At 56.5% G+C, this 26,845-nt stretch carries 21 protein-coding genes; 10 read left to right on the top strand and 11 right to left on the bottom strand.

Annotated features, from left to right (window positions below):
• Positions 1–61: 61 nt before the first annotated feature.
• From ABEA92_RS07745 to ABEA92_RS07735, 3 genes are read left to right on the top strand one after another with little or no spacing between them, the layout of a single operon-like run.
• Positions 62–1,924, top strand: coding sequence for a permuted SH3 domain-containing protein (locus ABEA92_RS07745; RefSeq protein ID WP_345683248.1), 1,863 nt, complete (start codon positions 62–64; stop codon positions 1,922–1,924).
• Positions 1,921–2,739, top strand: coding sequence for an ABC transporter ATP-binding protein (locus tag ABEA92_RS07740; protein ID WP_345683247.1), 819 nt, complete (start codon positions 1,921–1,923; stop codon positions 2,737–2,739). The genes ABEA92_RS07745 and ABEA92_RS07740 overlap by 4 nt, the downstream gene beginning before the upstream one ends.
• The gene (locus ABEA92_RS07735) at positions 2,739–4,070 is read left to right on the top strand and encodes an ABC transporter permease (RefSeq protein ID WP_345683246.1); all 1,332 of its coding nucleotides are present in this window, start codon (positions 2,739–2,741) and stop codon (positions 4,068–4,070) included. Before ABEA92_RS07740 ends, ABEA92_RS07735 begins: the two co-directional genes overlap by 1 nt.
• A 91-nt stretch (positions 4,071–4,161) precedes the next feature.
• Here ABEA92_RS07735 and ABEA92_RS07730 read toward each other — a convergent pair whose 3' ends face one another.
• Positions 4,162–5,022, bottom strand: coding sequence for a formyltetrahydrofolate deformylase (locus ABEA92_RS07730; RefSeq protein ID WP_345683245.1), 861 nt, complete (start codon positions 5,020–5,022; stop codon positions 4,162–4,164).
• Positions 5,023–5,189: 167 nt separating this feature from the next.
• On the opposite strand from ABEA92_RS07730, the gene ABEA92_RS07725 reads away from it, so the two are divergent.
• The 3 genes from ABEA92_RS07725 (at position 5,190) to ABEA92_RS07715 (ending at position 8,554) form a co-directional block, all read left to right on the top strand.
• Positions 5,190–5,681: a YkgJ family cysteine cluster protein gene (locus ABEA92_RS07725; RefSeq protein WP_345683244.1), complete on the top strand. Its 492-nt coding sequence runs from the start codon at positions 5,190–5,192 to the stop codon at positions 5,679–5,681.
• 23 nt (positions 5,682–5,704) lie between these two features.
• A complete protein-coding gene (gene hisS, locus ABEA92_RS07720; protein ID WP_345683243.1) occupies positions 5,705–7,039 on the top strand; it encodes a histidine--tRNA ligase in 1,335 nt (444 codons plus the stop codon).
• Positions 7,040–7,261: 222 nt separating this feature from the next.
• Positions 7,262–8,554 (top strand): prolyl oligopeptidase family serine peptidase, encoded by a 1,293-nt coding sequence (locus tag ABEA92_RS07715; protein WP_345683242.1) that lies wholly within the window; start codon positions 7,262–7,264, stop codon positions 8,552–8,554.
• Between the two features lie 3 nt (positions 8,555–8,557).
• Here ABEA92_RS07715 and ribH read toward each other — a convergent pair whose 3' ends face one another.
• From ribH to coaE, 3 genes are all read right to left on the bottom strand, one after another.
• Complete coding sequence (gene ribH / locus ABEA92_RS07710; RefSeq protein ID WP_345683241.1) at positions 8,558–9,025, bottom strand: 6,7-dimethyl-8-ribityllumazine synthase; 468 nt, start codon at positions 9,023–9,025, stop codon at positions 8,558–8,560.
• Positions 9,015–10,526, bottom strand: a complete 1,512-nt coding sequence (rho, locus tag ABEA92_RS07705; protein ID WP_345683240.1) for a transcription termination factor Rho — start codon at positions 10,524–10,526, stop codon at positions 9,015–9,017. The genes ribH and rho overlap by 11 nt, the downstream gene beginning before the upstream one ends.
• Positions 10,527–10,657: 131 nt before the next feature.
• The gene (gene coaE, locus ABEA92_RS07700; RefSeq protein ID WP_345683239.1) at positions 10,658–11,323 is read right to left on the bottom strand and encodes a dephospho-CoA kinase; all 666 of its coding nucleotides are present in this window, start codon (positions 11,321–11,323) and stop codon (positions 10,658–10,660) included.
• Positions 11,324–11,519: 196 nt separating this feature from the next.
• On the opposite strand from coaE, the gene ABEA92_RS07695 reads away from it, so the two are divergent.
• Positions 11,520–11,663: a hypothetical protein gene (locus ABEA92_RS07695; protein ID WP_345683238.1), complete on the top strand. Its 144-nt coding sequence runs from the start codon at positions 11,520–11,522 to the stop codon at positions 11,661–11,663.
• An 80-nt stretch (positions 11,664–11,743) separates the two neighbouring features.
• Here the strand turns inward: ABEA92_RS07695 and ABEA92_RS07690 are convergent, their stop codons facing one another.
• The 4 genes from ABEA92_RS07690 to ABEA92_RS07675 all read right to left on the bottom strand — a co-directional run bounded on the left by ABEA92_RS07690 (position 11,744) and on the right by ABEA92_RS07675 (position 18,744).
• Positions 11,744–12,478, bottom strand: a complete 735-nt coding sequence (locus tag ABEA92_RS07690) for a zinc ribbon domain-containing protein (protein ID WP_345683237.1) — start codon at positions 12,476–12,478, stop codon at positions 11,744–11,746.
• A 257-nt stretch (positions 12,479–12,735) separates the two neighbouring features.
• On the bottom strand, positions 12,736–14,394 hold the full coding sequence (locus tag ABEA92_RS07685) for a sigma-70 family RNA polymerase sigma factor (protein ID WP_345683236.1): 1,659 nt from the start codon (positions 14,392–14,394) through the stop codon (positions 12,736–12,738).
• Between the two features lie 295 nt (positions 14,395–14,689).
• Positions 14,690–16,801, bottom strand: coding sequence for a DNA primase (gene dnaG, locus ABEA92_RS07680; RefSeq protein ID WP_345683235.1), 2,112 nt, complete (start codon positions 16,799–16,801; stop codon positions 14,690–14,692).
• Positions 16,802–17,202: 401 nt separating this feature from the next.
• Positions 17,203–18,744 (bottom strand): 3-keto-alpha-glucoside-1,2-lyase-like domain-containing protein, encoded by a 1,542-nt coding sequence (locus tag ABEA92_RS07675; protein WP_345683234.1) that lies wholly within the window; start codon positions 18,742–18,744, stop codon positions 17,203–17,205.
• A 275-nt stretch (positions 18,745–19,019) separates the two neighbouring features.
• Here ABEA92_RS07675 and hemB point away from each other — a divergent pair, with 275 nt between their 5' ends.
• Together hemB and ABEA92_RS07665 are read left to right on the top strand one after the other, a co-directional pair.
• On the top strand, positions 19,020–20,036 hold the full coding sequence (gene hemB / locus ABEA92_RS07670) for a porphobilinogen synthase (RefSeq protein ID WP_345683233.1): 1,017 nt from the start codon (positions 19,020–19,022) through the stop codon (positions 20,034–20,036).
• Between the two features lie 7 nt (positions 20,037–20,043).
• Entirely contained in the window at positions 20,044–20,760 is a 717-nt protein-coding gene (locus ABEA92_RS07665; protein WP_345683232.1) for a class I SAM-dependent methyltransferase, read from the top strand.
• Between the two features lie 75 nt (positions 20,761–20,835).
• On the opposite strand, the gene ABEA92_RS07660 is transcribed toward ABEA92_RS07665, so the two are convergent.
• Both ABEA92_RS07660 and ABEA92_RS07655 read right to left on the bottom strand, forming a co-directional pair.
• Positions 20,836–22,260: a PQQ-binding-like beta-propeller repeat protein gene (locus tag ABEA92_RS07660; RefSeq protein ID WP_345683635.1), complete on the bottom strand. Its 1,425-nt coding sequence runs from the start codon at positions 22,258–22,260 to the stop codon at positions 20,836–20,838.
• A gap of 224 nt (positions 22,261–22,484) precedes the next feature.
• Positions 22,485–23,558, bottom strand: coding sequence for a hypothetical protein (locus tag ABEA92_RS07655; protein ID WP_345683231.1), 1,074 nt, complete (start codon positions 23,556–23,558; stop codon positions 22,485–22,487).
• A 139-nt stretch (positions 23,559–23,697) separates the two neighbouring features.
• Between ABEA92_RS07655 and ABEA92_RS07650 the strand changes: the two genes are divergently transcribed.
• Positions 23,698–25,542: a mucoidy inhibitor MuiA family protein gene (locus ABEA92_RS07650; protein WP_345683230.1), complete on the top strand. Its 1,845-nt coding sequence runs from the start codon at positions 23,698–23,700 to the stop codon at positions 25,540–25,542.
• 90 nt (positions 25,543–25,632) lie between these two features.
• Here the strand turns inward: ABEA92_RS07650 and ABEA92_RS07645 are convergent, their stop codons facing one another.
• A complete protein-coding gene (locus ABEA92_RS07645; RefSeq protein ID WP_345683229.1) occupies positions 25,633–26,562 on the bottom strand; it encodes a carbohydrate kinase family protein in 930 nt (309 codons plus the stop codon).
• Positions 26,563–26,845: the final 283 nt, after the last annotated feature.

Genomic DNA, 26,845 nt, shown 5'->3' with positions numbered 1-26,845 from the left:
GCTTGCAATGATCAAACCAGCTTCCCGCTTGGCCTCGGCCCGCCATCGACGTGGGGGCCTTATGGCTGGATTTCTCGTGTTTTTGGTAGTCGCTGGAACCGCGGGGTGGTTCGTGTACAACTACCTTGCCAAACGAGCCGAGGGCATCTCTACCAAAGATCTCATCACGGCTCCGGTCACGGTGGCGCCGTTTGACCACATCGTGTTGGAACAAGGCGAGATCGAAAGCAGCAGCAATATCGAAGTCACCTGCCAAGTCGAATCGCGAGGCAATAATTCGGGCACCGCCATCCTGTGGGTGATCGACGAAGGGACTCGCGTTTCCAAAGGCGACAAGCTGGTCGAGTTAGACGCATCGCAACTCGAACTGACACTGAAAGAATCACGGATTCAAGTGATCACCGCTGCGGCAAACGTCGCGACCGCAAAAGCGTTGGTCGAACAAGCCACGATCGCTCGCCAAGAATATCTCGAAGGGGTATTCAAAACCGAAGAAAGGGCGATCCTGAGTGAAAAGGCGATCGCCGAACAAGAGCTTCGCAAAAACCAATTGGCGCTGCAAAGTAGCGAGCGATTGGTCGCCAAGGGACTCGTCAAATCGCTGCAACTTGATGCAGACAAGTACGCCGTGGCAAACGCACGAAACCAACTGCAAGCCGCCGAGGGACGTCTGCGGGTCCTGCGCGAGCTGACCCAACGCAAGATGCTGGTCCAATTCGATAGTGACATCGAAGCGGCCAAAGCTCAGCTTGCCGCAGCCGAAAGCGGGTTGGCCGAAGAGGAGCAAGAGCTGGCCGACGTCAAAAAGCAGATTGAGAACTGCGTGATTGTCGCTCCATCGGACGGCGTGGTGGTCCATGCGAACCGTTACAGTTCACGAGGCGGTAACGCCGAATTTGTGGTCGAAGCAGGAGCCACGGTGCGTGAACGCCAAGCCATCATTCGCTTGCCCGACCCAAGCCAGATGCAAGTGAAGTGCAAAATCAATGAGTCGCGAATCACATTGATCCAGGCGGGGATGCCGGCCAAGATCGCCGTGGAATCGGTCGCTGGGTTGCAACTAAAGGGAGCGGTGGTCAAGGTCAACCGCTATGCCGAACCAGGCAGTTTTTTCAGTTCGTCGATCAAAGAATATGCCACCTGGGTCGAAATCATCAATCCGCCGGACAATATCCGCACCGGAATGACGGCCGAGGTGCAAATCTTTGTAGAACAAATTCCCGACGCCATGCAAATTCCGATTCAAGGACTGTACGAACACGGCGGCAAAATGTACTCGTTGGTGAAAACGGGACCGCAGTCGTTCGAAACACGCGAAGTCACGATCCGCGCCACCAATGACACGATGGCCTGTATCGATGAAGGACTTGAAGAAGGCGAAACGGTGGTGCTGAATCTGCGTTCGTACCTGACGCTGATGGACTTGCCCGAGCTGGAACAAACCGACAACAGCGACATGCGAGAAATCGCCGCCGAACGTGCTCTCGATTCCGCTCGCAGCGCCGAGCCGATGGACGCGACCGAAGACGGACCAAGCGGTCCAATGGACGGTCCCCCACGCGGCCGCGGTCCCGGTGGCATGGGCCCCGGTGGTAAAGGCCCCGGCGGCAAGGGTCCCGGTAATCAAGGTCCTGACAATCAAGGTCCTGGCAATCAAGAATTCCGTAACCCGCGTCCCGGCGGAGGCAGCTCGGCCGAAGGTGGACGTCCCGATCCCGCGACGATTGCGAACACGCGGATTCAGCAATCCGACACCGACGGCGACGGCAAACTGTCCAAGGATGAAATCGCGGCCGTCGAAGATGAACGACGACGCGAATCGCTGGTCGAAGCGGACAGTGATGGTGATGGCATGGTGACGGAGTCCGAATTGACCGCCGCGATGGAAAAACGCATGTCGCAGGGTGGTGGAGGCCCGCGATGAGCACCAAGGAAGCGTATTCCACCGAAACACGGCCTGCGCCGCCCGCGAGCGATACGCCGCCGCGATTGGCAACGTCGATTCGTAATCTAAAAAAAGAGTACGTGCTGAAGAGCGAGACGGTACGGGCGCTTCGCGGCGTCTCGTTCGATGTCCCCGAAGGCGATTACGTGGCGATCATGGGGCCGTCGGGAAGTGGCAAGAGTACGCTTTTGAACATGCTCGGCTGTCTCGACCAACCCACCTCGGGAAGCCTGTTGATGGGCGACGACGACATCATCACGTTGACCGACGACCAACTTGCCGACATTCGCAGTAAACGGATCGGCTTCGTCTTTCAATCGTACAATTTGATCCAACAATTGAGCGTGGTGGAAAATATCCAAGTCCCGCTCTATTACCAGGGTCGCCTCGGCGCTGCGGAACTCGAACGAGCCAAGGCCATGGCTGAGCGAGTCGGATTAGCCGAGCGTTTGGACCATCGCCCCTCTCAGCTTTCCGGGGGCCAGCAACAGCGTGTTGCGATCGCGCGCAGTTTGATCAACGACCCCTTCTTTATCTTGGCCGACGAACCGACCGGGAACTTGGACTCGGTGACGACCGAAGAAATCCTGGGCATCTTTGACGAACTCAACAACGAAGGCCGCACCATCATCTTGGTGACCCATGAAGATGACGTTGCCGAGCGAGCCAAGCGAATCATTCGCTTGAAAGACGGGATGCTTGATCGCGATGAATTGATCAGCGAAGAAAAACGCGCTGCCGCCCGTGCTGCCCAACACGAAAACGTCGTTCAACTTCTTGCAAGGCAATCGTAATGCTTTGGTTACGAACATGGCAACTTGGCATCAAAAGCCTCTCGCTGCATCCGCTGCGAACGGGTTTGACGATGCTTGGAATCTTGATCGGCGTCTGGGCGGTAATCGTGTTGACCGCGATCAGCCAAGGGGCAAGTGACCAGGTTCAGAAGCAAATCGAATCGCTCGGCGCCAACACCATCATCGTCCGAAGCGTCAAACCGCCGGACGAAAAAATGGCCGGCATGTCGGCCAGCAAGTATGGACTGCTGCGTAGCGACTTGGAACTCATCCTTGGCACGGTCCCCACAATCCAAGCTGCGATCCCGATTCGCGAAATCCGCCGTCAATTTAGTTACCAAGACCGCGTCTTGGATGGACGGCTTGTCGGCTGCACTCCGCTTTACGATGACGTCAACAACTTGGTCATCCGCAAAGGTGGAGGCCGATTTTTGTCCGACGCCGACGGCATCCGCTCGGCCACCGTGTGCGTCATCTCGGCCGGCGTCGCGGACCGCTTGTTCCCCTACGAAGAACCGCTTGGCAAACGGGTGTATGTGCCTGAAAGCCAAGACTTTTTCAAAATCGTCGGGGTCCTCGAACCTCGAAATCCTTCGGCAGCAATCGGAGGCTCGCTCGATTCTCAGGACTTCTCGTCGGACATCTACATTCCGATCCAAACGCTGCGAAAACGTGTTGGTGATACGATCATGACGCGGCGGAGCGGTCAGTTCCAAGTCGAGATCATGGAATTGAACCAAATCACGCTGCAGGTCGAGCGAGTGGAGCAGGTCCGCAGCACCGCTGCGATGATCGAATACATGCTTGAGCCCAAACATGCCGCCGTCAACGATGTCGCCGTCGTCGTGCCGCTGGAACTATTGGAACAAGCCCGCAATTTGCGGATGATGTTCTTGGGCATCGGTATTCTGATCGCCTGTATTTCGCTGATCGTCGGCGGGATCGGGATCATGAACATCATGTTGGCGAGTGTCACCGAACGCACCCGAGAGATTGGTATTCGGCGTGCGTTGGGTGCCAAACGCGGCGACATCGTACGCCAATTTTTGGCGGAAACGCTGGTGCTTAGCTTCGCCGGTGCGACCCTTGGCATCCTGCTTGGGTTCTTAGGTCCATCGATGTTCAGCGGGTTGATGTGGATCGTCAAAACAGGCTTTCCCGACAAATTTGCGGCGCTTCCTGATGCGATTCGCGAAGCCGAACCGACGATCGTCTACGGCACGATCCCATTGGCCGTGTTTATCGCAGTCGCCGTCGGTTTGATCAGCGGGCTGTACCCGGCGATCCGGGCCGCACGGATGAACCCGATCGAAGCGCTGCGTCACGAGTAGCTTCGGTGCAGTGGGTTTGCATATCGAACCGCGATTGGAGCATGCTCCACGCTGGATCACAGGCAGGACGCCTACCCCACAGGATACGCGGCTATTTGGGCTTGCGGGCGACGACGCGGTGGAAGTGCAGGTAGACTTCGCGGTCAATCACGCGGCGCACCCCTTCGGTCAAACATGCGGGCTCGTTTTCGCTTTCGCCGATCCGGATGACCTCGTCTAACTTGGTTCCTGGCGAGACGGCAAAGGTGCGTTGATTGATCGTTTGGTTGCCCGCATCAAGTTCGGGGATGATGAAGTGGCATGTCGCTCCAAACGTCAACATCCGAGCGGCGTAGGCATCATGATAGGGACGAAACCCAGGAAACCCTGGCAGCAGTCCATGATGCAGATTGATGATCCGCCCGCCCGCGAATTGCCAACACGTCGAGGGGGGCAGAATCCTCATGTATCGCGCCAACACCACATAGTCGACTTGGTAGCGATCCAACAACTCGACCATCATTGCATCGTTAGAAACGCCGTTGCCATCGCCGATCATCTCAAACGCGGCACCGAATTCGGCAGCCAACGGTGCGAGTTTTTTTCGATTCGAGATCACCACGGGAGCGTCCGCATTGATCCCCCCGTCCCTGACCGCTTCGAGGATCGCTCGTGGGGTGTGTTCTAGATAGGTACAGCAAACCGCCAAACGGGGACGCTTGGCCCGCAGCTCGCTGCTCCAAACCCGAATCGCCAATCCGGTCACCTCGCCGATTTGCCGCATCGCATCGGATAAACGCTCAAATTCGCTGGCGGGAATATCGATCCGGCAAAGCATCGCAAACAGATGCTCTTCGTCGTGATCGTACATCTGGATTTCGGCGATCCGTGCCCCCTGGCCGGTGACGTGGTGAATGATCGGATCGGCCAAACCGACATTATCGGGCCCCAGTGCTGTAATCACGACTTCCACTGATTAGTCTCTCCCTAATGTCTTTCAAGCGTTTGTAAGCTTGAACTATCCGCAAAACACGCCCCAAACGAACCGTAGGGGCTTTGTTGAACAATCGATGCTTTGGTAGTTTCTACAACATCCAGCATCGACCTAGAACCACCAATGCCGTGAGGAGATTCGCCCAGGTGAGCACTGTAACCCAGATCCCGAGTGGGAGCCCCCAAATCCGGACGGGGAAACGCCGCGATCAATTCCCCGAGGGAACGAATCTGTGCGAACATTGCACGGCAAAATGCTGTCACTATTTCGCTCTGCCGATTGACGAACCGGTCAATCGCCGCGATTTTGACTTCATTCGCTGGTACCTCGTTCACCCTGGGGCGACGGTTTTTGTCGAAGGCGAAACTTGGTATTTGCTGGTCTATTCGACTTGCCAACACCTGCAAGAGGACCATCGCTGCGGGATCTACGAAACGCGACCTCAAATCTGTCGCGATTACACCACCAAAGAATGCGAATTCGAAGACGATTGGTGCTACGAAAAGTATTTTGAGACCCCCGAACAAATCGACGAATACGCCGACGCGTTGTTCGGACCTCAGTTTCCTGATCCGGATCGCAACGACCACGACTCGCTGCGAAGTCGTCGCCCCACCTCGCTTCCCCTGCTCTCGTAATCCACCCTCTACCGATCCCAACTATGTCGCTTATCCAGCCCAGAACACTCAAAGGTTTCCGCGATTACCTGCCCGCGGTCATGATCCCGCGCGAGCAATTGATGCAAACCGCCCGCGAGGTCTTTCGCTCGTTTGGCTTCGCACCGATTGACACCCCAACGCTTGAACACTTGGAAATCTTGACGGGAAAAGGCAGCGACGAAACCGACCGCCAAATCTATCGATTCCAAGACAATGGCGGCCGCGATGTGGGCATGCGATTCGACCTGACCGTCCCCTTGGCTCGCTTTGCGGCGCAGCACATCGGCACGCTGGGAACGCCGTTTAAACGCTACCACATCGCCCCGGTGTGGCGAGGCGAAAACCCGCAAGCGGGTCGCTACCGCGAATTCATCCAGTGCGACTTTGACACGATCGGAACCGAATCGGTGTTGGCCGATATCGAAGCCGTCGCGGTGATCAACAACCTGTTGGAAACGATTGGCTTTGACCGCTTTACCATCAGCATCAACAACCGCGCCGTGTTGACGGGACTTCTCGACCATCTCGGGTTGGCCGATCGCAGCGTTCCGATCCTTCGCAGCCTCGACAAATTGGCCAAAATTGGTCGTGAAAAGACGATCAATGAAATGGTCACGACGGCAGAGATCCAATCGGAACAGGCCGAAGCGGTTTTGCAGCTCGCCGAGTGCACCGGCGAAGCCGACGCGATTTTCGCCAAGCTAACCGAGATCACCGGCGGGAACGAAAAAGCCGCGCAAGGCATCCAGCGTCTGCGAGACATCTACGAAGGCGCCTTGGCGTCGGGAGTTCCCGAGCGTCGACTGCGTTTGGACGTTTCGATCGCTCGCGGCTTGGACTACTACACCGGCGTGATCTTTGAAACGATCCTCGATGACCTGCCTGCAATCGGCAGCGTTTGTAGCGGCGGTCGCTACGACAACCTCGCCGGGCTGTACACGAAGCAACACCTGCCAGGGATCGGCGCCTCGCTCGGGCTTGATCGCTTGATCGCGGCAATGGAGCAGTTGAACCTGTTGCCATCGACCTCGACGCCAGCATCGGTGTTTGTCGCCTACTTTGACGAATCCCACCGCGACGACTACCTGCGACTCGCCAGTAACCTGCGAGCGGCCGGAATTGGCACCGAAGTCTATCCCGAATCGAAAAAGCTCGGCGCCCAGCTGAAATATGCCGATAGCCACGGATTCCCGTTTGCGATCATTGCCGGTGGCAACGAGTGGAGCGATGGCCAGTGTCAATTGAAACAATTGAACACCAAGGAAACCGAGCAGATTCCTTACAGCCACGACGACCCCAGCAAGCTCGTCGAGCGACTTCGCGAATTGCTGAAGTAAACGAACGCCGCGATGTCCTTCGGCGAACCGGCCATCGCACGCTGATCCGCACGCAGTGCAAGCAAGTGAATCCGTTACACTCGTTTGCGCATCGTGCTAATATTAGGGTCGTTTTTCACCTGCCGTTCGCCTTCGCCACGTGTGACTCGGGTCAATCCCGTTGTTCACGCAAGCCGACAATGGGTTCCACGGCAATCTGTGTCGATAGCTTTAAAGCTGATCATGAACCCACATCGCAATGTTCCGTGTATCCGGTGCAACACCATCCTGCTGGTGGCCACGTCGGCTCAGACCGTTCAAGTGCAGTGCCCAAAATGCGGAACCTTTCTGCAAATCCCAGGCGTTTCTAGCTTCACAGCGCCGGACGACCTCGATTTCGAAGCGTTGCAGACGAACTATCCTGCTGCGCCCTTTCCAACGCAGCAAATCGATGGCCGCAGGCGACAAACCGCTGCATCGCCACAATATGGCCCCACCGCGCCGCCACCCTACGCTCATTCGCGAACGGCACCGCGAGGAGGCATTCCGTCCTGGATTTACCTCGTCGCCGCTCTGGTGATCGTGCCACCGGTGTTCTGTGGCGTTTCCGGAGTGGCTGTTTATTTCTGGGCAACAAACCGCGGTTCCAACACTCCGATCTCCGCAGCGGGTCTGCAAAACGTACCGGTTCCAGATGCCCTTCCCAGCCTAGGGCCGGTCGAACGAACGTTCGCATCCGGTGTCACGACACACTTTGTGCGGCTATTAGGCGATCCGACGGTGGCAGGAAGCCGGATGACGATGCGGATCTACATTCCCGCCGGAACTCACTACAACCAATCGCTGCCCTGTGTATTGGTCGCGCCTGCGGGAACGCCACTGATACACGGCGTCAGCGTTGACCCTAGCGACAGCTATCACGATGAAACCCTGCCGTATGCCGAAGCAGGCATGGTGGTGATTCAATACTCGATCGATGGTGCGATGCCGGCCGGCGCCGAAAACAGCGACCAACTCTACTTAAAATCACTTCCGCTGGCGTACCAAAAGTTTCGTAGCGCCGGAGCAGGAGTCGTGAACGGACGCAACGCCGTTGAATATGCGATCAAAAAAATCGCGATCGTGAACCCCCAAAAAATCTACTGCGCCGGACACAGCTCGGCCGGCAGCCTCGCCTTGCTGCTGGCAGCAACCGAACCGAGAATCACTCGCTGTGCGGCGTTTGCAGCGGCCTATGACTTGGAAAGCCGCATGGCGGAGATCACCTCCGATGTAAGCTACCGGATGATGTTGCCGGGGATCAAAGATTTTGTGGCGGAATCGTCGCCGATGAACCACGTCGACGAATTCCAATGTCCGCTATTGATTTTTCATGCACTCGACGATTCCAACGTACCGCTGGAACACGCCGAGGATTTTCGAAAAAGGCTACAGCAAGCCGGCAAAGACGCCACTCATCTACGCGTTACCGGCGACCACTACACCCCGATGATCCAAACCGGCATTCCTGCGGCCATCGACTTCTTCAAGCGATAAGCCTTACATTTTTTCGGCGAGCCGCAGCAACTCGAGCACCGCCTCGGCCGCCTCTTCGCCTTTGTTGCCGACATTTCCACCGCTGCGCTGCAGCGCCTGTTCGACCGTGTTACAGGTTAGCAATCCAAAACCAACCGGCGAATCGGATTCGATCGATAACCGCATCAATGCTTCGCTGACGGCGCGGTTGATATGTTCGTCGTGAGTCGTTTCGCCTTTGATGACGCAGCCCAACGTGATCACGGCAATCATGCTGTGCTGTTTGAACATCCGCGACGCCACGATAGGCAGTTCCCAAGCCCCCGGAACCCGCACGACGACAATATCAGCGGCACTATACCCAGCCTCCAACAGCGTGCTTTCGGCACCTTTGACCAACGAGTCACAGATCGCTTCGTTGTAGCGACTCGCGACGATCGCAATCTTTCCCTTGGGCAACTTTCCGTCCACTCCACTCACTTCAATCGACATCCTTCAAACTCATCAAAAATTCGGCGTTGTTCTGGGTTTTTCTAAGCTGTGCTACTAAATCTTGCATGGCGTCGGCGGGCGAAAGCTCGGCCAACGCACGGCGAAGCGCCGAAATCCGACGATACTCTTCGGGATCCATCAACATTTCTTCGCGGCGAGTCCCGCTGCGGCTGATATCGATCGCTGGCCAAACCCGGCGGTCAACCAACGAACGATCAAGCACGATCTCGAGGTTCCCGGTGCCTTTGAACTCTTCGAAGATCACGTCATCCATGCGGCTGCCGGTATCAACCAACGCGGTGGCTAAAATCGTCAACGAACCGCCTTCTTCGACCTTTCGCGCCGAACCAAACAGTGCTTTGGGTTTTTGCAAAGCTCCGGCATCAAGTCCCCCGGTCAATAATTTACCGGTCGATTCACCTTCGCTGTTGTGGGCGCGAGACAAACGCGTGATCGAATCCAAAAAGATAACGACATCCACTCCGGTTTCGACCATCCGCTTGGCTTTTTCGATCACCATCTGAGCGACTTGAATGTGCCGCTGAGCCGGTTCGTCAAACGTGCTGCTGATGACTTCGCATTGTGGCCCGCGAACCTCACGTTCCATGTCCGTGACTTCCTCAGGCCGCTCGTCGATCAACAGGATAAACACGTAGGCTTCGGGGTAATTTTTCAAAACCGCCTTGGCCAACTGCTGCATCAAGATCGTTTTGCCCGCGCGCGGTGGGCTGACGATCAAACCACGTTGACCAAACCCGACGGGGGTCAACATGTCGACCACCCGCGTGCTCAATTCCTTGCTATCGTGCTCCATCATGATGCGGTGATCGGGATGCAGCGGCGTCAATTCATCAAACGGGATCTGGTTTTGGCGTCCCATCGGGTCACGGCGATTGATCGCCTCGATCCGCAACAAGGCAAAGTACCGCTCGTTTTCTTTGGGCGGCCGAATTTGGCCTGCCACATGGCTGCCGGTTTGCAAACCGAATCGCCGGATCTGGCTGGGCGAGACATAAATATCGTCTGGGCACGAAACGTAGTGGTACTGCGCACTGCGAAGAAAACCGAAACCATCGGGCAGGATCTCAAGCGTTCCTTCGCCGAACATCAACCCATTGGCTTTCATGCGTTGCTTCAGAATCGAAAAGATCAATTCTTGCTTTCCACCCGCCTTGGCGACCTTGATCCCCTCGGCTTCAGCCATCGCGGTCAACGCGTCCTGTGGCATCTTTTGCAACTGAGCGATGTTTAGCTGCGGTGTCTCGGACTCGCCGCTAGGGATTCCGACTTTTTCGCCAATCTTGTTCGCTTCACTGACAATTTCTTCGGGCAACGACAGCGGATCACGCTCGGCATCGAGTTCACGAATCCGTTGATCGACCTCTTTGTCAGGGTGGCGGGGACGATGGTTTTGACGCTGATAATTGCGGTACTCGCGCGGACCACTATTGTCGTTCGAGCCGCGACTATTGCGATCGCGAGGTGGTTGATTGGATTGCATGATGATTAGGCCGAGATCGATCGGCGCTGGCAGGACAGTCGATTGGAAAAGAGATGGGTAGGAAGGTGTGAGTGCGAGAATTCAGTTCAAGCAGATCGGGTCGAGAAAAGAGAAATGTTTTTTCGTGTGACTTAGCCGTCGTCTGGTTCGAGACAATGTCGATCCGGAGAGGATTCTCCACTGCAATCGTTTAACTTAACGTAAAGCTGGCGGATCTGCTCGTAGAGGTCCTCGAGCGAGCCATCATTACGCAGGACGCGGTGGCTAAGCCGGCGTTTTTCTTCAATGGATAGTTGGTTGGTTTCACGTTTGGAAAGCTGAGCTGCATCCCAACCGCGTTCTTGGGCTCGCTGCAACCGGTGTGCCCATGGGGAATCGACACACCAGATCTCGTCACAAGCTCGATCCCACTTTGATTCGAATAGAAGTGGAACATCCAGTACCAAGACGTGTACGCCCTGGGCCTCCGATTGCCGGATTTGCTGCAGGATTTCGTTGCGAGTAGGCGGATGGGTCAGCGACTCTAAATAGTCTAATGCGGCGCGACTCGCGTCGTCATCCCCGAAAACCACCTCAGCGAGACGCGAGCGGTTGACTTTCCCCTCGGCATCGGCGATTTCCGAGCCAAAACGCTCGACCAACTTGGCCACAACCGACGGTCGATGAAGTACTTCACGGGCAATCAGATCCGCGTTGACCCAGGTGGCTCCGAGTCCCTGTAGATAGCGAGCAACGGTTGATTTTCCACCCGCCGGAGCTCCCACAATCCCCACGATTACCATGTTTGCTGTACTCAAAACGAGAACGAAAAGGAGCTATTCTGCCTTGTTTTGTCGCCAAATCTAGGGTGATCAGACCGCTACAAAATCGAAAAATAATTTTGCCAAATTTTTTTATCAATCAATCGCGAAAACGTCTCGAGCCTCGCAAACCCGAAGCGATGCCCGATCCAGTCGCTGCCTGCGAGACGCTACAAAAAACACCACGGCGACCGTGACGCCCCGCGAACGCAAATCGGTCTCGCTGCCGATGTCGCTGCCGATGTCGCTGCCGATGTCGCTATCGATGTCGCTGCCGATGTCATTGAAACCGAGCCTGCCGCGAAGGACCGCTGCATCAGTGACGCAGCCCCGCTAGCGGCGGCAAGATCCGGAACGCCAATGAAGGGTTAGCGACGTCTGCAATCTCGACTTGGTCCAGTCCGGACCCCGCCACACTTAGGTGACTCGGCGATTTTCAGGAAGGTATAAAAACGCGTTGCAGTTGGGGCATCGCACCAAACGCGACAACTGCAATTGACTCATCACCTGAGTTGTCAGCGTCTGGTAACACCCGCCACACGAATCGCCATCGATCGGCGCAAGTGCCTCTTCTCCCTTGGACGCGGTCAACCGTTCGTAATCCGGACGAACCGCACTAGGGATTTGTTTTTCGGTTTCGACAAGCTCGGCTTCGACGCGTTCGAGCTCTGATCGTAAACGCTCCATCTTGGCGTGAACATCGACCACTCGTTGCTCATGCTCGGATTTCTGCTTGTCCAGCTCGGATTTCAGCGAATCCAACTCGGCTTGCAGCTCATCGATATACTCGAGCCCCTCGAGGATCTCGTCGCTCAATACACTGTTGGCCTGTTCGTCCGCCGCGATCTGCTCTTTGAACGTCGTGAACTCACGATTGCTGGCGGCCGTGTTCAGTTTGACGTTGATTTCGACGATCCGTGCCTCACGCGACTTCAACTGGAGCTGTTTTTCGTCCGAAGCCAGCTTCGTCTTCTTCAGCTTCTCCTGCAACTCGTCCAGGTCCGCCTGCGCCTTCGCGACCATCGCCTCGCCTGCTTTGATTTGGCGGGGCCCACGCGATAGTTGGCCACGCAAATCCGTCAATTGACGATGGATACGGTGAAGCGTGCGAAGGAGTGAAGCGCTGATTTCGATATTCGAACCAGTAGACATGACGACAAGACCAGTGGGAACCGAAGCAATATGAATAACGGTAGGTATAGCATATCGCTTTGGACGTCGATCCGACACCACCGAGGGTGCCCAAGCGACCGGATCCCACAAAGACCTCAGGGGCACGCTCGCACCAAAAGCAGCGAAAATCGCGGCTCCGTGGCGGCCGCCGCTAGAGCGAACGAAACTCTTGGCGAGTTTCGCTACGTTTTGTTTCACGACGCTTCGTTTCGCTACGTGAATCCGAGGACCGTGGCTTACGCGGCGGTCTTCAGAAATTCGCTCAAACGATCTGCTCGCGATGGGCTTTGCAGTTTCGCAACCGCCTTGGCCTCGATCTGCCGCACTCGCTCACGCGTGACCTTGAAAATGCGGCCACACTCTTCGAGCGTGTAACTGTAGCCATCGACCAAACCGTAGCGAAGGCGGATGATCTCGCGTTCACGGAACGTCAACGTCTTGAGCAATTCGTCGATCTTGCCTCGCAAGATCCCGCTAGCGGCCGCTCGCACGGGGTTATCGTCTTCGCTGCCCTCGATGAATTCACCAAAGCTGCTATCTTCGCCTTCGCCGACGGGACGATCCAAACTGACGGGGTGCCGGCCGATGTCCATCACGCGGCGAACCTCTTCCAGTGGTACTTCGGTGGCCAACGCGATTTCTTCGTACGTCGGCTCGCGACGCAGTTCTTGAGTCAAACGCTTCTGAGCCTGACGCAGCTTGCTCAACACGTCGATCATGTGCACAGGGATACGGATCGTGCGTGCTTGGTCGGCAATCGCTCGCGTGATCGCTTGGCGAATCCACCACGTGGCGTAGGTGCTGAATTTAAAGCCACGACGATATTCGTACTTGTCAACCGCTCGCATCAAACCGGTGTTGCCCTCTTGGATCAAATCCAAGAACGACAGCCCGCGATTGCGGTACTTTTTGGCGATCGAGACCACCAAACGAAGATTACCGCTGCTCAATTGACGCTTGGTCGCTTCGTATTCATCAAAGTGGCGACGAACTTTGGTCATCCGGTTGCGAAGGCTTTCCGGACTCTCTTGAGTGACCAACATCAATTCGCGAAGCTCTTGTTTCAGATCCGCAGCTTCATCGCGGCTCATCGCGTCATCGCCCAAAGCGGACAAGCGATCGCGAATGAAAGTCATGCGGCGTGAAATCTTTTCGAGCTGTCCCAACAACGGCACGACGCGGCGACTGCGAAGCGACAATTCTTCGACAAGCTGCAAGCACTTGCGGCGGTTACGGATGAATCGACGGCGAATCTCGGCCTTCAAACGAGGCGAAACGCTCTTGCGAACGAGCTGCTCAAAATCCGATTTGTTCTGCGCGATCAAGACATCGATCGTTCGCAGGTTGTGAGGCATACGAGCACTGATCTGCTCTTTGGTCAATCGTTCGGTCAACGAAACCTTGATGGTACGATCAAATGGCAATTCACCGTTGTGCACGCGGTGCAGCGTTTCGACCGTGCTGCGAAGTGCGTAATCGGATTCCAACAACATGCGGCGATATTGACGACGCGTGATTTCGATTTTCTTGGCCAACGAAATCTCTTGCTCGCGAGTCAGCAAGGGGATTTCAGCCATCTGGCTCAAGTACATGCGAATCGGGTCATCGCTAGCCTTGGGCAATTCTGCCGATACCAGCGGCGCATCGTCGTCTTCGCTGTATCGCATTTCAGCCACACGAGGCTCGGGCTTTTTGCCCGCTGCAACAATCGCCTTCTTTTCCGCCTTTTCGATTAACTGAATCCCGTGACGCTCAATCGCTTGCATCAGTCGATCGAGCTTTTCCGGATTGACGTCTTCATCCGGTAGGTAGGCGTTGACTTCGTCGTAGGTGAGGAATCCATCCTTGGTTCCACGAGCGATAAGTTGAGAAAGATCTTGGTCCATCAATTGCATCTGAAAACCTCATGTTTTTTTAGTGCCGAATCCTGGCACCGTGGGTCGATTGAAAAATCCTATTTCACACAATACGCACATGATCAGCTCCTCTGATCGGTCACCGTTGGCGGGCGTCTTTTTGACAAAGACATCAACGATGCGTGGTATTGAATCGGGACGGTCTGAAGCGGGGTGTCAGTAGCTCCTTCGATTGATTGGAAACAGTAACGTTTGCGAAAGGTTCGGTTGACTTAAGTTACTTAAGCGTTTTCGTGTTGACTTCGAATGCTATCATTTGCTAGCATCTCGCAAGCTAATCTTTTTTCATCTGGTGACGCGCTCGCTCGGCGTCAAACAGCTCTTTCAATAGAGCCTCCTCTTCCTCTTCTGCCAATGCCGAAGAAGCCAGTTTTGCGATTTGGCGGTTTTTTTCTGCCGAAAATTCTCGCTCGCGGTAGCGCAGAACAACCCCCGCGTAACGCTCGAAGGTGGTTTGGGTGGATTGGTCGCCGCGACGACGCACGCGTTCCTCGAGCGTCACGACTTGGTTTTTCAAATCTTCGTTTTCAAGAACCAACATCAGCGACTCGAGCGTCAAGTCACGGCCTTGCAGATCCAAGTCTTGATAGGCCGACAACAACATCTTTGCCGTATTGGAATCGAGCCAATCAGGATCGATCGATTCGACCGCCATCGCCGCAAGCTCGGGTGATTCAATCAGCGTTTCAAACAACTCGCGATCGATTCCGCTGAGCGGCTGCACACGATTCGCTTGCGACGATGAACGTGACGACGTCCTGCCAAAATCGCCAGACGCATCCAGCCCGCCAAAATCGGACGCGCCACCGAAGTCCGGGGCGCCGCCGAAATCCGGCGGGACACCGAAATCATCGTAGCCGCCAAAATCACCTTCAACTTCTGCCGACTCTAAAAACGCCGCATTCGGATCAAACGATGACGCCGGGGGCGAACTTTCGCTGCGAGGCGGCGGCGAGGGACGCTTCACCGGCCGGGCAGCACCAGGGCTTGCGCCGCGACTGCGTGAATCACGATGTTTCGCCTGGGCTCGCGAGCGTGTTTTGCGAACCTCTTCGAGTCGCTCACTAAGCCGCTCAATCGGCAACCCGAACGTCCTCGACATCCGCAGCATCAACTGGTCCACTTTTAGATTCGCGGTCCGCGGAGCTTGAGCGATGATCCCCAACAAAACTTCGATCGCTTGCGTCACCTTGTGCGTGTCGTTCGTGACATCGACCCCTTCGGTCAACCGATTCAATTTGTGCTCGAGCGCGTCGGGCGCCTTAGCCACCAATTCATCAAAGGCGGCGCGCCCCTGTGACGCCAAAAAATCGGCGGGATCATTGCCATCGGGCAACGTCAAAACCCGCATGTCGACATCGGCACGCACAAACAACTCGAGCACTTGATCGGCGCGGGTTTGCCCGGCGGTGTCACCATCGAGCACCAAAACGACCCGTTTCGCAAATCGTTTCAACAAACGAATGTGGTCGTCACCCAAGGCGGTCCCAAGCACGGCGACCGCCGACTCGACGCCTGCTTGGCGAGCGGCGACCACATCGGTGTAACCCTCCATCACCAAGGCGTCACCACCGCGACGGATCGATTCACGCGCCAGTTGCAAATTGTACAGCTGGTGTGACTTGCGGAATAACTTGGTCTCAGGACCGTTGATGTACTTGGCCCCGGCCTTTTCTTCGCCACGTCGCGCGGCGATCGCGGGGATCAACCGGCCTCCCAACGAGATCGGGCGATCTTGCAGGTCATGAATCGGGAACATCAACCGGCCGCGAAACCGATCGTAATACCCGTCACCCTTGTTTCGTTTGATGGCCAAGCCAGCGGCTTCGGCAACCTCGGCGCTAAAGTTATGCTTCTTAAGCAAGTCGACAGCAAAGCTCCACGACTCGGGCGAAAAGCCGATGCGAAAACGCCTGCGGTTCTCGTCATCAATGCCACGCGAGGCCAAATAGTCCCGAGCAATCTTGGCATCGTTGCTGGTGCCACTTTCAAGCTGTTGGAAATAGGCGTCCGAGACCAATTTCATTGCTGCAAACAGCGTGGGGCGATCATCGGGGCTGCCGAAAACGGTCTTTTTGCCGCCTCGTAGCTCGTCGATCGGAATGCCTGCCTGTTCGGCCAACATGCGAAGTGCCGATGGAAAATCGAGCCCGTCTCGCTGCATCACGTAGCTAAAGATATCGCCACCGATATCACAAACCCAACACTTCCACGTCTGCCGCTCGGGATTGACGGTCAAAGAAGGTCGCCGGTCGTTGTGCCAGGGACAACGTGCAACCATATTGCGACCCGCCGGATGCAACTCCAGCGTCTGGCCGACAACATCGACAATGTCGACGCTCGCGCGCACTCGCTCTTTCAGGTCGAAGTCCACAGGCAGGGACAAGCGACAACTCCCGTAAAAGGAACCACTTGGTGACAAGGCACCTGGAAAGAAAGCCACGACAAACCCGAAACAATTTCGGTGCGGAACCCCTTCCTTGGGCGACTCGCCGATTCAAGCTGGCGAAACGTATCCGATCGGTCGACCCATCTCGATGATCACCAACTAGGCAAACCACCGATTTCGCCAATCTTGCTTGACTGGCCGCGGGCAAATTTCGATCTTGCAATCCATTGCGACGCAATTGAACGGTTTGCTAGCAAAAATACAACTGGCAAACCGCTCATAAATTACGAGCGACCGGCGATTGTGCGAAACCACCGTGTCGGCGTCAAGCTCAATTTTCTTGAGCAAAAACCCGCAAAATCCCCTGTTTTTACGCCGTTCAACCAAAAAAGCCTGAATTAATTCAGCTCACGCACGCGGATATCTTTCCAGCGGACTTCGAAGGGGCCGGTCCCCTTGGCGATGCCGTGCACTTGCAGCCCAATGAAGCCTTCTTTGCTCGATTCTGCGTCCGAAAAATCAGCGATCTTGGTGCCGTTGACCCAAGTTTGAATGCGATCGCCCACCGCGCGAACGACGAAACGATTCCAGCTGTTGTTTTGATAGGCGTCTTTGATCGGTTGTTCCTTGGTGATCCAACCGCGTCCGGTCCCTTCGCTGTAGACGTAGCCCGCTTCGCCTGGCGCCGCTTCGATTTCGACCTGGGGGCCGTGAACACGACCGTTTTTGTAATCCTTGGTGCTGAGCGAGCGAATCTGCACCCCGCTGTTTAGTCCAGTGTCGACGTTGGTTTGGAAGGTCAGCTCGAAATCGCCAAAGGTTTGATCGGTGCACAAGAACGAATTCGGGCTTCCTTCGGAGGTTTTTCCGACCACAGCCCCTTTTTCGACGCGGTAGGTCGCGGTGCCGTTCTTTTGGGTCCAGCCCTTGGTGTCGCTGCCATTGAACAGCGAAACCCAGCCTTTGCCATCGATATCGGGGATCGTGTCCCACGAGACATCGTTGCCTGCGGCCGACTCGCTAAGCGTCGCCGGATCGCGGACGGCAGGCTCGTCGGCCGTCAACGTCTCGGCATCGACGGCGGGCAGGGTCACATCGCCAGTCGCCGCCCACTCGGTACCACGCTGCAGCGTGACTTGGAACGCCAACCCCTTCATCGCGTTGACGTCATGCCCAAGGGTCGTGTGAAAAACACGTCCTTTGCCGTATTGAATGCACATCAACAGCGGCTCGTGTTCGCCAGTACCGCCCGATTCTTTGGCACTGAATCCGGTCGCCAACACTTGCATGTTTTCCGCGGGTCCTCGCAACTTTCCGTACAATTCGTCAGCCGTTTGCATGAACGATCCCGGCAATCCCTTGGTGATCGGATGCTCGACATCGCGAACGACGACGACAAAGGGAACGCGTTTGCCGTGGGTGCCACCCGATCCAGGCGAGTTGTCACGCGTAAATTTTTGCAGATCCTCTTTCCAACGAACGTAGGGACCATCGCTCTCATTGCGACCGCCCCAGCCCCCCAGCCCGATCATGCGATTGTAGGCCGACCATTTTGGGAACGAGTTATCGGCGGCGTGAACCGAGCAGAAACCGCCTCCGCCAGCGACGTAGTCCTCAAACGCTTTTTGCGTCGACTCGCTCCACGGTTGGCCGTTGTAGTTGGAAACGATGACGTCATAGCCGGCGAATTTCGGAGCGAATGTACTCATGTCGCCCCCTTTTGCAGGCGAGGTGACAACGTCCACTTTGAATCGCCCTGATGCTTCGAGCGTCTGTTTGATCAGCGGGGTGGTTTCTTGCCATTTGTGATTGTTTTGCCCGTCGATCAACAATGCCGACAAGACTTTGGCATCGTCAGCCGCCGACGCCTGTAGCGTCACACACACGACCAATGCGAGAGAGGCGACCAGTCGTTGAAAAGAGGAAGTTCGTATTTTCATCAGCGTTAGATTCAAAATGAGGGTCAAAGGATGGGGGAAGCGACGGTGAAATGGGGCCGTGCGAGCTGCCAACTTATTTGGGCCGCCTGGTTATTCGCGGCACCGGTTCGTTTGGGCCGACAGCGGCCTCGGGCATCCCATTGTATCAAGATCATCACCAGATGCTGGGTACATGAATCGGGATCGGTTGCCTAAGATACGTGAATCTTGCAGCCCAAACAAAAATCGTGGGCCGCCAAATGAACCGAGCCCCTCACCGAGCCCCCCTCGTACGAATGAGCCATTTTTCTCGCGGGAATTTCCCCGCCACTCGCCTGCGACGCGTCCGTCGCCACGACTGGTCTCGGCGACTTGTTGCCGAGAACCAATTGAGCGTGGACGATCTGATTTGGCCCATCTTTGTCTTTGATGGCGAGGGACGCCAACCGATTGAAAGCTTGCCGGGGGTGGACCGACTGGGGCACGACCAAATCGCCGAGGCGGTCCAGACCGCGTGCCGTTTGGGGATCCCCGCCATCGCGATTTTCCCGGCCACGCCTAGCGAACTGAAAACGCCGGATGCCGCTGAAGCGATCAATCCCGACAACCTCGTTTGCCGCACCGTTCGCAAGATCAAACAAGAAGCAGGCGATGCCCTCGGCGTGATCTGCGATGTTGCCTTGGACCCCTACAGCAGCCATGGGCAAGACGGATTGGTTCGCGATTCGTATGTGATCAACGACGAAACGGTCGAAGTGTTGTGCCAGCAAGCGTTGGTACAAGCCGAAGCGGGATGTGACGTGATCGCGCCGAGCGACATGATGGATGGCCGGATCGGAGCGATTCGTGGGACGTTGGAAACCGCGGGAATGACCAACGTGCAAATCATGTCGTACGCCGCTAAGTACGCCAGTTCGTTTTACGGGCCTTTCCGAGATGCGGTCGGATCGTCTGGCAATCTTGGCAAAGCCAGCAAGAGTACCTACCAACAATCTCCTGGCCAAAGCGACGAGGCGCTTCACGAAGTCGCACTCGATTTGGCCGAGGGCGCCGACACGGTGATGGTCAAACCGGGGATGCCCTACTTGGACATCGTCTATCGTGTGAAATCGACCTTTGGCGTTCCCACGTTCGCCTATCAAGTCAGCGGCGAGTACGCGATGCTCTCCGCCGCCGCCAATCACGGTTGGCTCGATCGCGACAAAGTGATTCTCGAAAGCTTGTTAGCGTTCAAGCGTGCCGGTGCCGATGGCGTGCTGACCTATTTCGCCGTCGAAGCGGCACGCCTTCTCCATGCCGCCCACTCGCAATAGCAGCACGATGACTTCGGAACCCACGATGACCTCGGAACAAAACGCCCCGACCCTCGACGCACTTGAAGCCGCTGCCAGCGATAAATTCGCCTGGCAATGGGATGCGATTTCGATCGCCAACCAACCGTTCAAACTGGCCGTGGCGGCCGACCCCGACAGCATGCTGATCGAAGCCTGCGAACGCCAAGACGCGGGCGAAGAAGGGGTGATCGATCCGTTTTGGGCGACCACATGGCGGGCCGCCGCGGGGCTGGATCGTTTCCTGGACCAAGTCGAACTTCAAGACGTTCCAGTTTTGGAACTGGGTTGTGGCACCGGGCATGCCGGCATCGCCGCGATGCTGCGTGGCGCCAAGGTCACGCTGACCGATGGCGTCGAAGATCCGCTATTGCTAGTGCGAATGAGCGTGTGGCAACAGCGTGATCAATGCACCGTGCAGCGATTGCGATTCGGCATCGACACCCTCGACGATCAATCGTTTCCAATCATCCTGGGCAGCGACGTGACCTACCTGCGTCAATTGTGGCCCGAGCTTGACGTGTGCTTGCGACAACACTTGACCAAAGGAGGTCGAGTGCTGCTGAGCGATCCGTATCGGTTCATTGCCAACGAATTCCGCGAATGGATTCAAAAGCACGACTGGCACTATACCGAGCACAAAGTCGAACTTGCGGACGACCCTAAACACCCCATCCGCGTCATGGAATTACACGACGCGAAGTAAAAAGAGCACTGCCGTTTGCCGAGGGACCCGCACTGGTGTTTGCCGCGGGCCCGATCAAACAAACGCGACGGTTGCCTAGCGGTCGGTCGACTCGGCAATGCAGTACAGGTGTTGCTTGCCACGATAGAAGATCTCGTTGCCGACGATGGCCGCCGAGGCATCGATTTCCTCATCAAGCTTGTTCTTGGTAACGACTTCGAACGAATCGCCATGCTTCAGCACCACGGTCGTGCCATCACGTCCGGTCAAATAGACGTGGCCGTTCGCTGCGACCGGCGACGCATAGATGGTTGAAATATCGGGCAATCGAGTTTGATCGATCCGCAGTTCGCCGGTCTTGGCATCGCGTGAAAGCAGCACGCCATTGTTGGCTTTGACGAAATACAGCTGGCCTTGATACAGCAGCGGCGAGGGAACGTACGGCGCCGCGTCTTCTTCGATCCAACTGATCGTCTCGCTATCGGTGACATCCCCCTTGCTGCTGAGCGGGATCGAATAGATCGCGTAACCTCGAAATCCGGTCATCACAATCACGTTGTCCTCGAACCGCACAGGCGACGGAATCGGGTTGCCCGCTTGACCACCACATTCCCAAATCAATTCGCCCGTGGCCAAGTCATAACTACGAACGCGATTGCTGCCGTTGGTGATCACTTGCGTGCGTCCTTCGTACTGGGTGATCAAAGGAGTCGACCACGTCGTTTGCTCGTCGCGAGTTTTCCGCCATCGCTCTTCACCCGATTTCGCATCGAGTGCCACGATGAACGATTCGCCTTCGTGATCAAACGGGACGACAAGCGTATCGCCAGAGACCGCTGGCGAACTGCCTTCGCCAAATTGAGCTCGTGTTTGCATCTTACCTAGATCGCGACTCCACAATGTTTTCCCGTTCAGATCCAAGCAGTAAACGCCTCGCGATCCGAACGAGACATACAGCCGTTCTCCGTCGCTCACCGGCGACGCTGATGCAAACGTGTTGGTGTTGTGTCCGGCTTCGTGAGGCACTTGCTCGGTCACGGTGCTCCGCCACACCTCCGCGCCGCTGGCACGATCGTAGGCCAACACCATAAAGGCATAGTAATTGGTTGGTTCCGCCCCGCCGCGGCCACGGCCACCTCGACCACTACGGCCGCCCCCTTCACCACGGCCACCAAGACCACCTCGCTCACCGCGACCAAAACCACTAGGCCGATCGCCGCCACGGTCACGTCGTGGCGGCTCGGAGGACTCGGCGGCTTGCGGCTCCGTTGCCGCCTCCGCTCCCTCTTTCATCCGATCGGTTTTCACTGCGGTCGCGACATAGACGCGGTCGCCCAACACGATCGGGGTCGAGCTGCCGACACCCGGGACTTCGATTTTCCAGCGGATATTTTCGGTCTCGCTCCACTGGGTTGGCGGATTCCCCGTCGGTGCGACGCCGGACGCTTCGGGGCCCCGCCACTGCGGCCAGCCGGAATCGAGATCCTTGGCCGAGCCGGCCCCCCCGGCAAAAGCGGTCAACGTAAAGGTAGCCGCGGCAATCAGATGAAGCGATTTCACAAGAACAGTCCCCAAAAAAGCGAGAAAAGGAGCAACAAGTCAGTGAGGTCATAGCTCGATTCAACCCCACTGCCGCCGGCAGGTTCCGCTGGATATTCGAAAGGCCCAGTGGCTGGAAAAAAACCGTCGACTAGGCCCATTCGGACGCCATCGGGTTATCCACACATTGGGATAGAATCAGAAAACTAACGATTTAGACGATCCAGCAACGCTTGGATTTTCCAGTGTGTCGGCGAAGTCGCCGCGACGACCAACCATTGCCGCGACCGGCACGTCAATAGCGACATCGTGGATGGTCCCCCGAGCGATTCCCAAGTATCGCTGTCGATGTTCGTTTCGATCACCTGCAACAGCGGCTCGCCGCGACGGGAATATGATGGCTGCCACGAAGCCGCCCCGCCGGCGTTCCATTTCGTCTCCGGCTCGCGCTGGCGTCCGACCAAGGGCGTGACGTCATAAACGCGAATCGCCAGTTGTTCCTCGGCACCTTCTCGCGTGGTGATCGTTAGCTGCCCTGAGCGTATCGAGAGCACTAAGTCAGACTGCGCTAACAAATGAGTCACCTTCGCACCGACACTCGGCGTCTGGATGTCCGCCCGGCTCCTATCCAACCCCCTCGTCACCTCGGAACTTCGCCACCACGGAACGACTCCGGTGCGATTCGCCGCACCGCCCGATACATTCACTTGCGAATCGGTGGTTTGGTCACGCCGCTGCGACTCTGATCGCGACGGCCCTGCAAACGGATCATGATCCGTGATTGCAAAACTCGGTTGCTCGTGTCTCTTTGCAATCAGCACAAGGCTTTCCTTCAGCCCAATCTCTTGCAAAGCGTGAACGTCAATCTCGGTGGCAACACGGGTCGACATGTCTCGCGTCAACTGAGGTAACGTGAGACCGTCGTCCCAGGCGAATCGGCATGGCTCTTGCAAAAACGCCAAGATGTCAGCCTCCTGCTGTTCAGTCATAAACGGATCGATTTGCCACGACGCTACCTCGCTACCATCTCGAGTGACGCGAGCGTGAGCGTGAATTCCATGCATCACGTCGGTCGGTACCACCGATTGAGCATCGGCCACCGGCGCCGCAATGAAAACGATCCCCGTCGCGAATATCGATCGCCAACGCAGCACAGACAACATCATGGCAGCCACTCGCAGTGTGAGGTGAATTCGAACTCCATCGTGGTAGCGGTCCAGCAATTGGCATTCCCACTTGGCATTCCAAGTGCATTCAACCACGGTATCGAGAGAATTCATCGTGCGCTGCACTGGAGTGCGTGATCAAGTTTGCCAAAGGTGTTGCAATTTGCTGCGTTCGATTTGCACACATCGGCAATCCCTCGATTCACCTTTTCCTAACCATCCGGAAAATGACGTCGTGAACAAGGAATCTACTATGCGCACGTTTAGACCCCCTTCGCTCGTGATCATCATCGCATGGGCAATGTCGATCCACTTGCTTGTCACCAACGTCCATCAAACCAGTGCCGCCGAATCGATCGCAGCGGGCACCGACACAATCGATTCCGTCACGCTGTACCGCGACCAAGCGAGTGTTGTTCGCCGGATCGACGTCCCCGCCTCGGCGGACTTGCAACAAATCCGGGTGACCGACTTGCCAGCGAGTTATGTGGCAGGTTCCGCGTTTTCGCAATGTGAATCGGGCAGCGTCATTCGATCGACTCGCGTGATGACCGTTGACTCACTTTCGCCCGAAAACGAGCAAAAAGTCAAAACGCTTGCAGACCAATACGCGGCGCTGCTGCGTGATCTGAATAACGCCAAACAAACGTCGACCGTGATTGAACAGGACTTGCTCACGCTTGAGAAACTTGTCGATTTTTCAGCAAGCAAAACGCTTGAAAACCTGGATCGCGCCACACTGGACGTGCAATCCGTTACCGCACTGACCGATTTCACCATGCAGCGGCGACGTCAACTCGCCCAAGAACTACATGAGCAGCAAACCACAATCGACGATTTGACCAAGGCAATCCAAGTCAACCGCGCGAGCATCGAGTCGATCCACAATACACGAGGCACGACAAGCGAGGCGCTAATCGAAGTAATCTCCCCTGAGGGCGGGCCACTGCGGTTCAGCTACCAAGTCAGCGATGTCGGATGGTCGCCGAGCTATACGGTCCGCGGCCAACGCATCGCTCAGGAAGAAGCGGAATTTTTGCTCGAATTTGAAAGCGTGATCGTGCAAAACAGCGGCGAAGATTGGGACAATGTAAAGCTGACCCTGTCGACCGCTCAACCCGATCTGCACTCCGCCGCCCCCGGTCTGACCCCGTTGCGTATCGGCATCGCGGAATCAAGTGCAGCGTTGTCATCGCAGACGTCATCGATGGCGCCGAGCGAGTTGGAAATCCCCTCATGGCAAGACCGAATGGTTTGGCACCGCGACATCACTCGCAATGCCGAATCGGGAATGAAGCAAATTGCTGAACTCGAGTCTGCTGCGAAAGTCCAACGCGATATCGCCTTGGATGCGGGAGCGAACGTCAGCGACGAGAGCTACACGATCGCCGACCGCATCAAAATCCCAAGTCGACTTGAAAATCAAGTCGTCACGGTGACTCACGACACCCTCACCGGCGATTTGAATTATGTCGTCACGCCGCTATTGAGCAGTTTCGCCTATCGTGAAGCGGACTTAAAAAACACGATCGGCCGAAACTTGATCGCTGGTGATGCCGACGTTTACTTGAACGAAAAATTTATCGGCCGCACAACGCTGCCGCCCACCGCTGCGGGACAACGTTTCCGAATCGGATTTGGCGCCGACCGCCAAGTCCGAACACGACGCGAATTGATGTCGCGTGATTCGTCGGTTCACGGTGGCAACCAACGCGTCAGCCTAAAATACCGGCTGGTCGTTTCGAACTATCACAACACGGCGATCCCCATCCGGTTGCTGGACCGCATTCCGCTGGCGACTGAAAACGAATCGATCAGCGTTTCATTGGCGGCGGACGTGGCGACGCAACTGTCCACCGATCCGCTCTACCTGCGAATGCAGCGGCCAACTGGAATATTGCGCTGGGATCTCGAAATCCCGGCCGAACGGTTTGGCAGCAACGCCTACGATTTCGAATACTCGTTTACGATTGAACACGATCGCGAGAAACGCATTGTCGGTGACCGCATGCTCGAACAGATGCGAAGCGATTATCGTTTTGAAAACTCAAGCGGCGGCGGATTTGGCGGTGGCATGAGCGGTGGTGGCATCTTCTAAAACAAATCGTCCTGATCCATTCATTGGGCTCGCGCCGCGAACGCTCCCAAAGTAGTTGACATTGGTCCCAGCCATTGGCGTGCGTCTCTCTCACTTCAGCATCGCAGCAATCTTGTCTGCATCGAAGGCAAATGCGCCTAACCCCTTGGCGTTGTGCGCCGAAACGACGGATGCGATGCGAGCACACTCACGCGGTGACCGCCCTTGCGACCAAGCGAACAGGAACGCACCGTGATAGGTGTCGCCGCATCCGGTGGTGTCGCGAACCGCCTCGACCGCGGTAGCCGGTTGATGCCAGGGCGACTGATCGGTTCCGGCAATCCAACTGCCGCGTTCACCGCAAGTCACACCGACGCAACGCGAGCCAAACTCACGTTGCAGAAACGAGACAAGTTCGTCGGGCGAAACCGCGGCATCTGATTTTGTCTGGGACTTGAAATGTTCCTGTGCAAAATGTTCGGACACGATCAAAATGTCACTCGCCCCAACAAGCGGCAGCACCTCGCTGCGGTAGCGGTGGGCTCCGCCATCAAACGAAACCAGCGTATCGTGCTGTTTGGCAACCTCGATCGCTTGCAAACAAGTTCGCAAGTGTCGCCCATTGAGATGAAGAATTTTTGCGGCGGCCACGCCGCGTGCCAGCTCGTCGCTCCATGGCAATTCAAGGTCGCTGGCGGGCGAAAACACGATCGTCCGTGATGCCGACGCGGCGTTAACCCAAATCGTCGCCACCGAAGCGGTTTGATCGTCGCTTTGCTGAACCCAACGGACATCGACCGACGCGGCACGTAGCGCTGCCAAAATCGACTCGGACATCGGATCAAACCCCAGCAAATCGGCAAATGCGGCTCGCCCACCGAGAGCGGCCGCAGTCGCCGTGGCCACGGCAATTCCGCCGCCGATCCCGACCGCTCGCTGCTGGGCTCGCACCACCGATTCCTCGGCCGGAAAACCGTCGACCACCATCACGGCGTCGAGCACCGAGACCCCAATTCCGATCACATCAATTTGTTTTTGCAACGGAGTTTCCTTGTTTCTTGATTAGCTCCCTTGACACCATCGCGGCTCGCATCAATTATCAATCGTTCTATGACGAAGAAGACTGGGCTTGCAAAACGCTTTCCCAAAGCGGCCCCTGTTTGTCCACGCGGCGCTCGCGTGGCGGCTGCAATTGACTCCAGTCGCGTCACTCACCATGTTGTCGGATACCCATCGCTGTGGCTCACTGGCATCTTCTGGACACGTTTGCGTCACGACGCAATCTCGTCCGCTTCCGCTCGCTGCTCACCTACGTCGCCCTTTG

Source organism: Novipirellula caenicola, assembly GCF_039545035.1.
Classification (GTDB): Bacteria; Planctomycetota; Planctomycetia; order Pirellulales; family Pirellulaceae; genus Novipirellula; species Novipirellula caenicola.
Note: the sequence above shows the minus strand (reverse complement) of the source record. Positions and strands in the feature narration are given on the sequence as shown.